The following is a 13060-nucleotide window of genomic DNA, read 5'->3' as shown; positions in this document are numbered from 1 at the left end:
CGGAACCGAATGACCTAGCCTGAGGAAAAGTCACGGTAATACAAGCACAACCATTGCGCAACCAGCCGCCTGCGCAACACGCGTTATGCGCGTATCGCAGGGCTCTTCACACAGCCTCAGTCGCGCAGCAGCTCATTTACGCCGGTTTTCGAGCGGGTCTGCGCGTCAACGGTCTTCACAATCACGGCGCAGGCGAGCGAGGGGCCGCCCTTGGGATCGGGCAGCGTGCCGGGCACGACCACGGAGTAAGGCGGCACCTTGCCATAGATGATCTCGCCGGTGCTGCGGTAAACGATCTTGGTGGACTGGGTGATGAACACACCCATGGCGAGTACAGAGCCCTCGCCCACAACCACGCCTTCGACGACTTCCGAACGCGCACCGATGAAGCAGTTGTCTTCGATGATGGTGGGATTGGCCTGCAGCGGCTCAAGTACGCCGCCGATGCCAGTGCCTGCGGAGATGTGGCAGTTGGCGCCAACCTGCGCGCAGGAGCCGACCGAGGCCCAGGTGTCAATCATCGTGCCTTCGCCGACATAGGCGCCGATGTTGACGTAAGACGGCATCAGCACGGCATTCTTCGCCACATAGGCGCCGCGGCGCACGGCCGAGGGCGGCACGGCGCGGAAGCCGGCGTCCTGGAATTCCTTGGCGCCCCAGCCCTCAAACTTCGAGGGCACCTTGTCCCACCAGCTCCCGCCGCCGGGCACGCCATTGATCACGCCATTGGCGTTGAGACGGAAGGAGAGCAGCACGGCCTTCTTCAGCCATTGATGCACGGTCCAGCTGCCATCAGCTTCCCTGGTAGCAACGCGCGCCTCCCCGGAATCCAGCAGGCTGATGGCGGCGTCCACCGCATCGCGCACTTCGCCGGTCGTGGACGTGGAGAGGCTGTCGCGCCCTTCCCAGGCAGCATCGATTACACGGGCAAGGGCGTCGGTCATGGCATCTCTCTTCAGCTTATTTTTTGGCAGTCAGGCTCGACACCGCCGTATCGAGGAAACCGGCGAGGTCGCCGGTGACATAATCGATGTGTCCGGGGCCGTCATCCCCGAAAGCGTCCCCTGCCCCGGCGGGACGTGCCTCGATCGGCTCATGGCTCCAGTCCTTTTCCGAATGGACGAGCACGGTGGTGAAGCCGAGAGACTTGGCAGGCTTCAGATTGCGCGCGAGATCCTCGAAGAAGATCGCGCCTTCGGGGCGGACCTGATGCGTCTGGCAAAAGGTCTGATAGGCATCCAGGTGAGGCTTGGGCCGGTAGGCAGCTTCCTCGATGCCGAAGCTGTCATGGAAGAGATGGGCGATCCCCATCTTCTCGGTCACACGCTCTGCATGGCGGCGCGAGCCATTGGTGTAGACGAACTTGCGGCCCGGCAGCGAGGCGAGCGCCGTGCGCAGGTTGGGCAGGTCCGGCAGCGGCGAGAGGTCGATCTCGTGGACATAGTGCAGGAACTCTGCCGGATCGAGCTTGTGCACCTGCATCAGCCCCGACAGCGTGGTGCCATACTGGGCGTAATAGGATTTCTGCAGCTTGCGGGCATCGATGCGCTCAAGCTGAAGGTAGCGGGAGACGAAATCGGTCATCCGCGTGTCAATCTCGGCGAAGAGGTCGCACTCGGCCGGGTAGAGGGTGTTGTCGAGATCGAACACCCAGTCCTGCACATGGCCGAAGCCGGTATCGCCTTCCCCGTCCCTGCCGCTCATTTTCTGGCAACCTCGGTAAAGTCGCGGGCGAAGAATTCATAGACGAGCTTGCGTTCGACCGGCGCGGGCGTGCGCGTGAACAGGGCGGTGCGGTAGGCGGCGTCCTCGCAATCCTCGCGGCCGGAGATGGCGAACTTCGCCCGGCCGACGCAGAAGGCTTCATTGGCATTGGCCAGCGTGCGCAGCTGGGCGCCGTCTTCCATCTCGGCATAGACGAAATGTTCCGAGCCCCTCAGCGGACGGTCGATCACGCGGGCGCAGCCGCCCGCCTCGATCCGCCACCAGCCGCGGCTTTCCCAGCCTTCCGGGCTGCGCCGGGCAATGGCGCTCCAGATGCGGTTCTTGGTGCGGTTACAGAGGGTGAAGCCGACATTGCGGCCCCGCTCCTCGGCGGCCTGTTCAAGATAGTCGATCAGATCGGCATCCGAGAGGTTGGCCGGCAGGCCGCGCAGCTTCAGGAAGTCGGCAATTGCCGCGCGCGTGCGCTGGCCGATGAAACCATCAACATTGCCGGAAATGACACCCGCCTCATCCAGCAGGCGCTGCAGCCCGGCATTGCGGGCGGTGTCCTCGGAATAATTCTCGATCTCGGTGAAGAGGTTGGTCCAGCTTCCGTCCCGGGTGATATCGACCGGGCGGAACCCCTGAGTCTCAAGCCCCATCGCGGCGCAGTCCGGCGGGCTTTCCAGCGAGAAGGTGCCGGTCGGGTCCACGCAGAGATCCTTGCGCCCGCCCCATTCCCGCCCGCCGCCAAGGTGGGCGGAGGACGTGCGGCCGTAAAGATAGTGCATACCGGCTTTCAGCGGGCCGGGCAGCGCAATGCGGCAGGCACCCGGATGCAGCTTCGTCCAGCCTTCAACCGTGATGCCGCTGGCTTCCTCATGGCCGACAGCGGCCTCGATGACATAGCTGGTGCGATTGCACAGCTTCCAGCCCTCGCCTTCCTGCGCATCGGCAGGCAGCAGCAGGACGGCCAGCGAAGCAATCGCCAGAACTACAATTCTAAGAAACCAGCGTTCCAGCGCCATGTTCGGTGAACAGCTCCATGAGCAGGGCATGCGGCGCACGCCCATCCAGAATAACCGCCGCCCCGACACCATGATTTACGGATTGCGCCGCTGTTTCAAGCTTCGGAATCATACCGCCTACAGCTGTGCCGTCCTTGATCAGCCCGGCGACCTCTGCCGCAGGGATTTCGCGGATCAGCTGCTTCTGCTTGTCGAGCACGCCGGCAACGTCCGTCATCAGAATGAGGCGGCTGGCTTTCAGGGCCGAGGCAAGCGCGCCGGCGGCTGTATCGGCGTTGACATTATAGCGCGCACCATCCGCGCCCACACCGACCGGAGCCACCACGGGGATCAGCGCCGCATCCGCCTGCAGCAGTGCATTGAGCACGCTGGTATCAACTTCGCTCGGCTCACCGACAAAGCCGAGGTCGACGATCTGTTCGATATGGCTGTCGGGATCGCGTGTGGTGCGCGTGGCTTTTTCCGCCCGCAGAAGATTGCCATCCGCGCCCGAAAGGCCGACCGCCTTGCCGCCTGCCTGGTTGATGGCCCGCACGATGGATTTGTTGATCGGGCCGGAAAGCACCATCTCGACGACTTCCATCGTCGCTTCATCGGTGACGCGCAGGCCGTCCTTGAATTCCGAAACGATGCCGAGCTTGTCCAGCAGCTTGCCGATCTGGGGGCCGCCGCCATGCACGATCACCGGGTTAAGCCCCAGGGCCTTCAGCAGCACTACATCGCGCGCGAAGGACAAGGCAAGGCTGGCATCGCCCATGGCATGGCCACCGTATTTCACCACGATGGTCTGGCCGGCATAGCGCTGGATATAGGGCAGAGCCTCGGAGAGGGTGCGGGCGGTGAACTGGGCGTCGGATTGGGTCGTCATGGGCGGGGCTAATAGCCCGGTTTTTCGCGAGACGAAACGAATATTCTGTGCCTGAAGCAAAGGCCGCAGGCCCGGCCTGCCTTAGCGCCCGGCCGCCCGGCGGCGCGCCTCCACGGGGATGGGCACAAGCTCGCCGCCTTCATTATGCTGCCGCACCCGCGCCAGCGCCGCCAGCTCGCTCTGGATGCGGCGCAGCTCGAGCTCGCGCCCGGCCTTCTGAGTGCGGCGATAGAACAGAACGCCGACAAAAATGGCGATCAGAACGAGCGGAACGGCCAGCATGCAAACTCCCCTTTGCGCGTGGAAGCCCCTTAAGAACGATCCTGAATCCGGCGTCAAGTGTGGTTGAATGTTACGGTCCGGAAAGGTGAAAAATGCCTGTTACATTTGCAAACACATGAAGACACTGTTCGGGTCTTCCGCATAATCGCCGAAGGGCCCGCAATAAGAGAAGCCATAGCTTTCATACAGGCGCCGGGCTGGGATAAAGGCGTCCATCGAGCCGGTTTCCAGCCAGAGCCCGGTATAGCCCCGCGCCCTGGCAACACCGAGGATATGTTCCAGCATCAGCCGGCCAATCCCCCTGCCCCGCAGATGCGCCCGTGTGTGCATCGACTTGATCTCGCCCTCCCCATTGCCGAGATCCTTGAGGGCGCCGCAGCCGATCAGCGCGCCGTTTTCCCACATCGACCAGACACTGACGGAAGGCTGGCGCAGGCCGTCAATCGGCAGGAAGTGACAGCTTTCGGGCGGTGAGGAAGCCAGCATCGTCTGGGCGTGGATGGCGATCAGATCGGCCATCTCGGCGCTGGTGAGATCGTCCGGGCGGATGTCGATGGTCATGGGTGAGAGCCTTGCCGGTATATGTCCGGCAAAACCGCTAGCCGAGCGCGGCGAGGCCTGCAATCTCTGCCCGGAGCTCGGGAATGCCAAAGCCCTTCTCTGCCGAAGTCATGCGCACGACCGGGTGGGCCGCGCCGCGTTTCTTCAGCTTGTCGGTGATCTTTGCGACGGTCTTCTCGACCTCCGCCTTCGGCACCTTGTCGACCTTGGTGAGCACGACCTGATAGGTGACCGCGGCCCCGTCCATCAGGTTCATCACCTCTTCATCCGTATCCATCAGGCCGCCGCGCCGGGCATCGACCAGCAGGAACACCCGCCGCAGGCTGGGCCGGCCGCGCAGATAGGATTTGATCAGCCTGGTCCAGGCGGCCGTCTGCGTCTTGGAGACCTTGGCATAGCCAAAGCCCGGAAGGTCGACGAGGAAGAGCTTTCCTTCATCCCCGATGGCGAAATAGTTGAGCTCGCGTGTGCGGCCCGGTTCCGCCGAGGAGCGGGCAAGCTTGGCCCGGCCGGTGAGAGCGTTGATCAGGCTGGACTTGCCGACATTCGAGCGCCCGGCAAAGCACACTTCGGCCCGGTCAGAGGGCGGCAGGCCCGACAGGCTGGCCACGCCCAGGACGAACTCCGCCTTGCCTGCAAACAGCAGACGGCCAGCCTCCAGCGCTTCCTCTGAGAATTCCGGGGCTGCGTCCAAGATCTATTCCGCCTGCGCCTTCTTGAGGCCAAGCCGCGTGGCAACAAACTTGCCGAGCTCGGTCTCCACCCCATTCATCCGCATAATGATGTATTGCTGGATGAAGGTCAGCACGTTCGACCACACCCAGTACATCACGAGGCCCGCCGCGAAGCCGCCGAAAACGAACATGAACACGATCGGCATGGCCATGATGATGCGCGCCTGCATCTTGTCCGGCGGCGGCGGGGACAGCGACTGCAGCGCCGCCATGGTCGCGCCATAGAGGATCGGCAGGATGCCGATGCCGATGATGATGCCGATGACCGGGATGCTCTTGACGTCAGCGCCGGACCAGAACGGGATCAGGCCGAACAGGTTGCCGATGGCTGTCGGATCGGGCGCGGAGAGATCCTTCAGGAACCAGAAGGGCGCATGACGCATTTCCAGCGAGACATACAGCGTCTTGTAGAGCGCGTAGAAGATCGGGATGGTGAAGAGGATGGGCAGGCAGCCGCCGATGGGGTTGGCCCCCTCTTCCTTGTAGAGCTTCATCAGCTCCTGCTGCTTGCGCTGCGGATCGGCGGCAAAACGCTCATTCAGCTGCTTCATCGGCTCCTGCAGCTTCTTCAGCTTCGCCATCGATTTGAAGCTGGCATTGTAGAGCGGCACCAGCGGCAGCTTCACAAGCACGGTAAAGGCCAGGATCGACCAGCCGAACGAGCCGAGATGACCGTTCAGCCAGTGCAGCACATAGAAGAACGGCTTGGTCAGGAAGTAGGCCCAGCCCCAGTCGATGGCATCGACAAAGCGCGGCAGGCCGGATTTCTCATAGCCTTCAAGCACTTCGAACTGCTTGGCGCCGGCAAAGAGGCGGTTCTCAACCGTGACACTGGCGCCCGGCGCAATCTGCACCGGTTCTGCCTCCGTGCGCACTTCCAGCGGGCCACCGCGCGACAGGCTCGTGCGGTTGACGCTGGCCGTGAACGGACGAACTTGTTCGGGCACCAGCGCGCCCATCCAGTACATGTCGGTCAGGCCCCACCAGCCGCCTTCGTCGGAGAAGAAGGTGCCGTCTCTCGATTCGCCGCTGATTTTCTTGGATTCAAAAAGCGGTTTGTATTTCTGCAGGCGCAGATCGCCCTCCACCACGCCCATCAGGCCAAGATGCGCCGGGCCGCCACTGGTGGCCGAGGCCGGGTCTGTGATCTCGAGGAAGCGTTTCCAGTCGCCATGGCGCTCCAGCGAGCCGATGGCGCGGACATTGCGCGCCGCGCCGGACGTATTGGTCAGCGTGTCGCGGAAGGTGAACATGTAATTGGCGTCGATCGAAATTTCCCGGTCGATGGTCATGCCGTCGGCTTCAAGGCGCAGGGTGATCGGCGAAGCGGTGGTCAGCGTATCGCCGCCCACCTGCGTCCAGGCAGAGTTGCGCCCGGCCAACAGCGTATTGCCGTCCGCCCAGTAATAAGTGGCGAAATAGCCTCCTTCGGAGGCTTCCGGGCGCAGGAGGCGGATTTCCTCCACACGGTCGACCGTGGTGTAGAACTGTTTCAGGCTGAGATCGTCGATGCGCGCGCCGGCCAGACGGATCGAGCCGTCCACGGCGTCGGCATTGAACGCCACCCGCTCCCCTTCGGAAAGGGCAGCTTCCAGCGGCCTGGGCCCCAGAACCTCGGCTACCCCGGTATCAGCGCCGGGCGCCTGCGTGGCGGCGGCGAGCGCTGCCTGCTCGGCCTCATACCGCTTCTGGGCCGGCTCCATGACAAAATACTGGTACAGGAAAACGAACGCGATCATCGCCGCCATGGCGATCAGGAAGTTGCGTTGTTCTTGAGGTTCCATATCGGGTGTCCGCGGGGGCTGAGAGCGTGCCGGTCCGGCAGGCGCGGTGGCGTTTCGGGGATCAGGTGCGCGCGAGGCTTATCAGCGCGCTTTCCATATCGTCAAGCAAACGTGCCCAGCCGGTATCAAGTGTCGCTTCCCGGGCGATGAAGACATAATCCCATCCGGGGCGGCCATGCTGGGCCAAGAGGCGGCGGGCAGCTTCGCGCAGGCGGCGCTTGGCCCGGTTGCGTTCGACAGCGCCACCAACCTTTTTCGTTGCCGTGTAGCCCTCCCCGACATGATCACCGGTTTCATCACCGGGCCGGGCGCGCGCCTGAACCACCACCGTCTTGCGCCGCTCGGTAATCCCGTCGCGGACATAGGTGAACTCGCGGCGTCGGCGAAGCCGGCGCAGTTCTGGCATGGGGGTGAGATCGGGCGACATTACCGCAACGCCGGAAAAACCGGCGCAGGCAAGCTCCGTCAGGCCGTCAGCGTCTTGCGGCCCTTGGCGCGGCGGCGCGCCAGAACCTTACGGCCGTTCTTCGTGGCCATACGCTCGCGGAAACCATGCGTGCGCTTGCGGCGAAGGTTGCTCGGCTGGAATGTGCGTTTCATAGGTCTGCCCTGACGGCTTGAATTCTGGAAACCGCGGCCAATACAGGCCGCGCGGGGGAAGGTCAAGCGGGGCCTGCGGGATTTACCCCTCCCCGGCTGACAGATTGCAGCTCTACTGCCTGAGCCCGGTTTACACTTTCCTCCCACACACGGTGTTATCTGTAACGCAGCATCTGAAGGCAGAGGGGTATCGATGATCCGGTTTGGCGCGTTTCTGCTGGGGTTTATGGGGTGTGTGGCGGGTATCGCTCAGGCGCAGAGCCCTCAGCCGGTTCCGGCTCATCCCCCGGTTCAGGCCTCCGTTCTGGTCGCGCCGCAGCCTGTAAATTTTGACCGTCTGGACGAAAGACTGACCCGGCTCTCCCGGGAGACCGACATGGTCGGGCTGGCCGTGGCAGTGATCGAGCGGGGCGAGATTACCTTCGCGCGCGGCTATGGCGTCACCGCCTATGGGGAAGATCCTGTTACGCGCAATACCGTGTTCCGCTGGGCTTCGCTGTCGAAAGGCGTCGCCAGCAGCCTGACGGCAAAACTCGCCAATGAGGGCCGCTTTGCGCTGGACGATACCCTTGCCTCGTTCAAGACCACCCTGCGCCTGCCCGGCAAGGGCGAAGAGGCGGCCACTCTGGAAGACCTCCTGGCCCACCGGGTGGGCGTTGTGTCCAACGCCTATGACACGATGCTGGAGGATGGCCGCAACCCGGCTGATATCCGCCGCAGCCTCGCCGGCCTGAAGGTTGTCTGCCCGATCCGCGATTGCCACTCCTATCAGAATGTCGCCTTTGATGCGGTGACCGAGATCGTCGAAGCGGCCACCGGCATGTCCTATGGCGCGGCCGTCGATGTCACCCTGTTCAAGCCGCTGCAGATGACCACCGCCAGCACCGGCCGCGCCGGGCTCGTCGGCTCTGCCTCCTGGGCCAAGCCCTATGAAATGAAGCGCGGCGCGCCCCAACCCGTCCGCCAGACCGTCAAGGAGCCCTATTACCGCGTGCCCGCCGCCGGCGGCGTCAATGGCTCGATCCTCGACCTGGCTCAGTTTGCCCGCGCCCAGATGGGCCTGGCGCCCGATGTGCTGACGCCTGAAACCCTGGTCACGCTGCACACGCCCCGCGTCTACACCCCGCGCGAGCAGTCCCGCCTGGGCAACCAGTACGAAAACCGGATGCGCGACGCCCGCTACGGCCTTGGCTGGCGCACCTACAAATACGACATCACCGGCGCCCGCGTGGTGGGCCATCGCGGCGCGGTGGAGGGGTATCGCTCGCTGATGCTGTTTGATCCCGAGTTCGATTCCGGCGTGGTGGTGCTCTGGAACTCCAATTCCCGCCGCCCGGTCGGCATCGAGCTGGAAGTGATGGACATGATCTATGGCCTCCCCCCGCATGACTGGATGCGGATCGACCCGCCCGCCGCCGGGGCCGCGAAATAGCCCCCGTTTCCCTCGCGGCGCTTTTGGCCTAAGTCTCCGGCCGTGAGCGAGCCTGACCTGTCCCCGGACCAAGCCCCGCAGCGCCGCGTGCGGCGCCTGACGGAGAGCCTTGCTGCGCGCCTCTTCGCCCTGACGCTGGGCGCCATCCTGCTGACTGAAGCGCTGGTCTTCATCCCCACGGCCGGTAATGTGCGCACCCAATGGCTGACCGAGCGCGCCCAGGCCGCCCGGATCGCCGCCCTCGCCCTTGAGGCAGCGCCGATGCGCGAGGTCTCCGAAGAACTCTCCAGCAGCCTGCTGGAGAAGGCTGAAGTGCTCGCCGTCACCGAGGTGGAAGATGACATGCGCTTCCAGCTGCTCGCCCCGGCCATGGAAATCGAAGAAGCGCCCACCCGCATCGTGGACCTGCGCGCAGCCGGCATGATGGGCCGCAGCGCGGCGGCGCTGGGGGAATATTTCGCGCCCGAAGGCGAAATGCTGGTCATCCTGGCGGAAGGCTCCGAAAGCGGGCGGGTGATCGAGGTTGTGGTGCCCCAGGCGCCACTCAAGACAACGATGGTGGAACTTGCCTGGCGGGTCACCGGCTTCTCGCTGATCATTGCGCTGGTCGCAGCCGTGGTGATCTACCTTGTGCTGAATGCCCTCGTGGTCGGCCCGGTGCGGCGGGTGACCGTCAGCGTGGAACAGTTCAGCCGCGACCCCGGCAGCTGGACCCGGCGCCTCTCCCCCACCAAGCGCCGCGACGAGATCGGCCGCGCGCAGAACGCCCTTGCCGGCATGGAGGAAGTCGTCGCCGACTCCTTCCGCCAGCGCGCCCACCTGGCCGAACTTGGCAGCGCCGTGGCCAAGATCAACCATGATCTGCGCAATTCCCTCGCCTCTGCCCAGCTCGTGTCCGACGGCCTTGCCGCCTCTGAAGACCCCCGCGTGCAGCGCGCCGCTCCGCGCCTCAAACGCGCCCTCGAACGCGCCATTGAACTGGCCACCGCCACGCTCGACTATGGCAAGGCCGCTCCGCGCGCGCCGGTGATGCAGACCGTGCGCCTGCTGAGCGTTCTGCAAGGCGCCGCCGAAGAAGCGCTGGTGGAGAACGGCGTAAAGACGCGGATCGATGTGCCCGAAACCCTCGTCATCCGGTCCGACGCCGACCATCTGCACCGCATCGCCGCAAATCTCATCCGCAACGCTGCCGAGGCAATGCGCCAGGTGAACACACCTGACCCGGAAATCCGGATACGGATAGAAGGCGGCGCGCTGATGTTTGCTGACAATGGCCCCGGCGTTCCGGAAAAGACGCAGGAAAATCTCTTCCGCCCTTTCTCCGGCTCCGGCCGGGTGGGCGGCACGGGGCTCGGCCTGGTGATTGCCCATGAATTGGCGCAGGCCCTGGGCGGCAATCTCACGCTCGCCTCAACCGGCCCGGATGGCACCGTCTTCCGCCTCGCCCTGCCGGGCCTTGCGGCATGAACGCCTACGCCCCGGCGCCCGCACCGGTTTCCTACATATATTGCGACGATCACCTGATCCTGATCGACAAACCCTCCGGCCTCCTCTCCGTACCCGGACGGGGCTTTGAGAAAGCCGACTGCGCCATCGCCCGCGTGCAGTCAGAGTTTCCAGATGCCCTCACCGTCCACCGGCTGGACATGGCCACCAGCGGCCTCCTGCTGATGGCGCGCGGCAAGGACATGCAGCGCGCGCTCTCCGGCCTCTTCGAGCGCGGCGAGGTGGAGAAAGCCTACCTCGCCGATGTCTGGGGCGCGCCCTCCCCCACCCGCGGCGAGATTGACCTTCCCCTGATCACGGACTGGCCAAACCGGCCCCTGCAGAAGGTCGATCACGACATCGGCAAGCCGAGCCGGACACTCTATGAAACCCTCAGTGTTCAGAATGGCCATGCCCGCCTGAAGCTCACCCCGCTGACCGGCCGCTCCCATCAGCTGCGTGTCCACCTTGCCACCATCGGCCACCCGATCCTGGGCGATGAGTTCTACGCTACCGGCGAAGCCCTCGCCGCCCGACCGCGCCTGGCGCTGCACGCCGCGCTCCTTGCCTTCGTCCATCCGGCAACGGATGAACGCATGGAGCTTGAAGCGCCCTGCCCGTTCTGACGCTGTTATATCCTGGAAACCAACACACAGAACGAGGCATCTTCCACCACCCGATCTGCTCAGTCTGTGCCCCCAGAGTGAGGCGGCCGTCTCCGCCCGGTCCGCGCGATCAAAATCGCCCCCATCAGGATCAGGATTGCGCCCGACGCGAACACGATCAGGATAGTACGGGCCTCCAGAACAATAAGCGTATCCAGCCCGACCTTGCCCGTTTGCCAATACAGCCACTCCCCGCCAATCTTTCGGGCCAGTGTCGCGCTGCCGGTTTGAAGCACGACGATGCCGTTGCCTGTCGCAGGATCAATCCGCGCGGTGGTGTTGATTGCTGGGTAGTTGCCCCCATCATGGCCGATCACATAACCCCCGGACCCATTGGGCGCGTAGAGGGTTGGCCCAAGCCCCCAGACGGGCAGGCCATACAGAAACGCTTCCGGCGCGTGCATCTCTTCAAGCGTGGCGCGGCTGAGCACACCGCGCCCGGGCGGAGCCCCCTCCGGGCCGTCAAAGTGAGCCTGAAGGAAGCGCGCCATATCCGCAGCGGACGTATAAAGGGACGCAGCCCCCGTCGCAGTGAACCGGTAGTGCGCCGCCAGTGATCCGCCTGCTGAATAGAAATCAACCAGCCGGCCCGGGTCTGGCTCAACAAATGTGGAGCCTGTCATCCCAAGCGGCTGAAGCACCGCGCGCTGCATGTAATCGTTGAACGGTTCCTGCGTCACGTCCTCAATGAGCAATTGCAGGATCAGATAGCCGCCGCCGGAATAGCGCCAGGCGGATCCCGGCTCAGCGCCGACCTGCACACTCCCATTCGCTCCCGGCATCACGTCTCGCGGTTGTGCCAATTCCTCTTCGAGTGTGGGCAGAGGCTGCCCCTCTTCAAAGCCGAGGAACCCCAGGCCATCGGTGAGACCGGCCGTGTGGCTGAGCAGTCTGCGCACGGTAACCTCCTCATTATTGAACGGCCCCGGCGGAAGCTGCCAGCGTGTAAGATATTGCGACACGGGCGCATCAAGATCGACCCGGCCCTGCTCGGCGAGCGCCATCACGCCCCAGGCGGTGACCCATTTGCTTATGGAAGCGATCTGAAAGAGCGAGTTGCCGTCAACGGGCCGCCCATGAGACGCGAGGTAAGTTTGCGCTGTGTGGCCGTTCTCGAGCAATATGATTGCAATATTGCCCTGCGATTCCGACGCATACTGGGCCTCGGCCCATTTCAGGAAAGCCGCCGTATCATCTTTGGCCGCCGGCATCGGCCGCAACCAGCCTTCGCGCGCCCCCAGCACCACGAGCGCCACCCAAAGGGCGAGAACAGCAAGGGCCGCGGCGGCAATCTTGAGCAACCTTTTCATCCTTCATCGGTGCACTCGCGGCTAGCGGCGGTCAAGCACGCGACAAGCAGCGACCGGCGTGGCCGGAAACCAAATACCGGTGTTGACGCCCCCGCTCTGCTCATATATTGAAAAACGATAAGAACCTGAGGAGCCACCCCATGCATGCTGAACTCGTTCGCGTCGCGCTGCACGAAGTCGATATCAAGATCGTCTCAGGCGAGCGGATGCATGTGCTGCAATGGCGGCGCAACCTGCTCTGGGATGAAGTGTTGCTCGATGGCAAGCGCCAGGCGGCGAGCCACGACCTCTGGGGGCGCGAGAAGGTCTATGGCCTCGTCTTCGGGCGCGATCTTGAGGGCAAGGGCGGCGAGCAGGTGATGTTGATCCTCGATCCGGCCCAGTCCTACGATTTCAGCCATGTCGGCGAGCGTATTCGCGGCGTGCGCCTGGAAGGCAAGAATGGCGCGCTCGTCTCCTATGGCTCGCTGGAGGCCAACGCCCTCAAGAAACCCGCCACCTTCTCTGACTGGATGAAAAAATCCATGGGCATGGATTGGGGCGAGGAAACAGGCCGCCGCCCCAACTGACCGGCGCAAACGCATCCTGCATTGACCGATTGACGCCA

General features: G+C 64.0%; 15 protein-coding genes. 4 read left to right on the top strand and 11 right to left on the bottom strand.

Annotated elements, in window-relative coordinates; translation table 11 throughout:
* Window positions 1-116: 116 nt before the first annotated feature.
* The 10 genes from dapD to rpmH form a co-directional block, all read right to left on the bottom strand.
* Window positions 117-944, bottom strand: a complete 828-nt coding sequence (dapD, locus tag BBF93_RS01030) for a 2,3,4,5-tetrahydropyridine-2,6-dicarboxylate N-succinyltransferase (RefSeq protein WP_035593794.1) — start codon at window positions 942-944, stop codon at window positions 117-119.
* A gap of 16 nt (window positions 945-960) precedes the next feature.
* Window positions 961-1704, bottom strand: a complete 744-nt coding sequence (locus BBF93_RS01025) for a pyrimidine 5'-nucleotidase (RefSeq protein ID WP_035593792.1) — start codon at window positions 1702-1704, stop codon at window positions 961-963.
* Complete coding sequence (locus BBF93_RS01020; RefSeq protein ID WP_035593790.1) at window positions 1701-2732, bottom strand: DUF1036 domain-containing protein; 1032 nt, start codon at window positions 2730-2732, stop codon at window positions 1701-1703. The genes BBF93_RS01025 and BBF93_RS01020 overlap by 4 nt, the downstream gene beginning before the upstream one ends.
* A complete protein-coding gene (argB, locus tag BBF93_RS01015) occupies window positions 2707-3600 on the bottom strand; it encodes an acetylglutamate kinase (protein WP_035593788.1) in 894 nt (297 codons plus the stop codon). Before argB ends, BBF93_RS01020 begins: the two co-directional genes overlap by 26 nt.
* A gap of 81 nt (window positions 3601-3681) precedes the next feature.
* Window positions 3682-3882, bottom strand: a complete 201-nt coding sequence (locus BBF93_RS01010) for a hypothetical protein (RefSeq protein ID WP_035593786.1) — start codon at window positions 3880-3882, stop codon at window positions 3682-3684.
* Window positions 3883-3981: 99 nt separating this feature from the next.
* Window positions 3982-4443, bottom strand: coding sequence for a GNAT family N-acetyltransferase (locus BBF93_RS01005; protein WP_114104744.1), 462 nt, complete (start codon window positions 4441-4443; stop codon window positions 3982-3984).
* A 37-nt stretch (window positions 4444-4480) separates the two neighbouring features.
* Window positions 4481-5140 carry a ribosome biogenesis GTP-binding protein YihA/YsxC gene (gene yihA / locus BBF93_RS01000; protein WP_370454420.1) on the bottom strand — a complete coding sequence of 220 codons (660 nt, stop codon included), beginning with the start codon at window positions 5138-5140 and terminating at the stop codon, window positions 4481-4483.
* The gene (yidC, locus tag BBF93_RS00995) at window positions 5141-6961 is read right to left on the bottom strand and encodes a membrane protein insertase YidC (RefSeq protein ID WP_035593780.1); all 1821 of its coding nucleotides are present in this window, start codon (window positions 6959-6961) and stop codon (window positions 5141-5143) included.
* A gap of 61 nt (window positions 6962-7022) precedes the next feature.
* On the bottom strand, window positions 7023-7388 hold the full coding sequence (gene rnpA, locus BBF93_RS00990; RefSeq protein ID WP_035593777.1) for a ribonuclease P protein component: 366 nt from the start codon (window positions 7386-7388) through the stop codon (window positions 7023-7025).
* 38 nt (window positions 7389-7426) lie between these two features.
* Window positions 7427-7561 (bottom strand): 50S ribosomal protein L34, encoded by a 135-nt coding sequence (rpmH, locus tag BBF93_RS00985; RefSeq protein ID WP_035593776.1) that lies wholly within the window; start codon window positions 7559-7561, stop codon window positions 7427-7429.
* A 193-nt stretch (window positions 7562-7754) separates the two neighbouring features.
* Between rpmH and BBF93_RS00980 the strand changes: the two genes are divergently transcribed.
* Genes BBF93_RS00980 through BBF93_RS00970 form a run of 3 tightly spaced genes read left to right on the top strand, consistent with a single transcriptional unit; the run spans window position 7755 to window position 11104 of the window.
* Complete coding sequence (locus tag BBF93_RS00980; RefSeq protein ID WP_114104743.1) at window positions 7755-8993, top strand: serine hydrolase; 1239 nt, start codon at window positions 7755-7757, stop codon at window positions 8991-8993.
* A gap of 42 nt (window positions 8994-9035) precedes the next feature.
* Window positions 9036-10460: a HAMP domain-containing sensor histidine kinase gene (locus BBF93_RS00975; RefSeq protein WP_114104742.1), complete on the top strand. Its 1425-nt coding sequence runs from the start codon at window positions 9036-9038 to the stop codon at window positions 10458-10460.
* Entirely contained in the window at window positions 10457-11104 is a 648-nt protein-coding gene (locus BBF93_RS00970) for a pseudouridine synthase (RefSeq protein WP_114104741.1), read from the top strand. The genes BBF93_RS00975 and BBF93_RS00970 overlap by 4 nt, the downstream gene beginning before the upstream one ends.
* Before the next feature lie 59 nt (window positions 11105-11163).
* On the opposite strand, the gene BBF93_RS00965 is transcribed toward BBF93_RS00970, so the two are convergent.
* Complete coding sequence (locus tag BBF93_RS00965) at window positions 11164-12453, bottom strand: serine hydrolase (protein WP_114104740.1); 1290 nt, start codon at window positions 12451-12453, stop codon at window positions 11164-11166.
* Window positions 12454-12593: 140 nt separating this feature from the next.
* On the opposite strand from BBF93_RS00965, the gene BBF93_RS00960 reads away from it, so the two are divergent.
* Window positions 12594-13022: a hypothetical protein gene (locus tag BBF93_RS00960; RefSeq protein ID WP_114104739.1), complete on the top strand. Its 429-nt coding sequence runs from the start codon at window positions 12594-12596 to the stop codon at window positions 13020-13022.
* Window positions 13023-13060 lie beyond the last annotated feature (38 nt).

The organism is Hyphomonas sp. CACIAM 19H1 (assembly GCF_003325995.1).
Taxonomy (GTDB): domain Bacteria; phylum Pseudomonadota; class Alphaproteobacteria; order Caulobacterales; family Hyphomonadaceae; genus Hyphomonas; species Hyphomonas polymorpha.
Note: the sequence above shows the minus strand (reverse complement) of the source record. Positions and strands in the feature narration are given on the sequence as shown.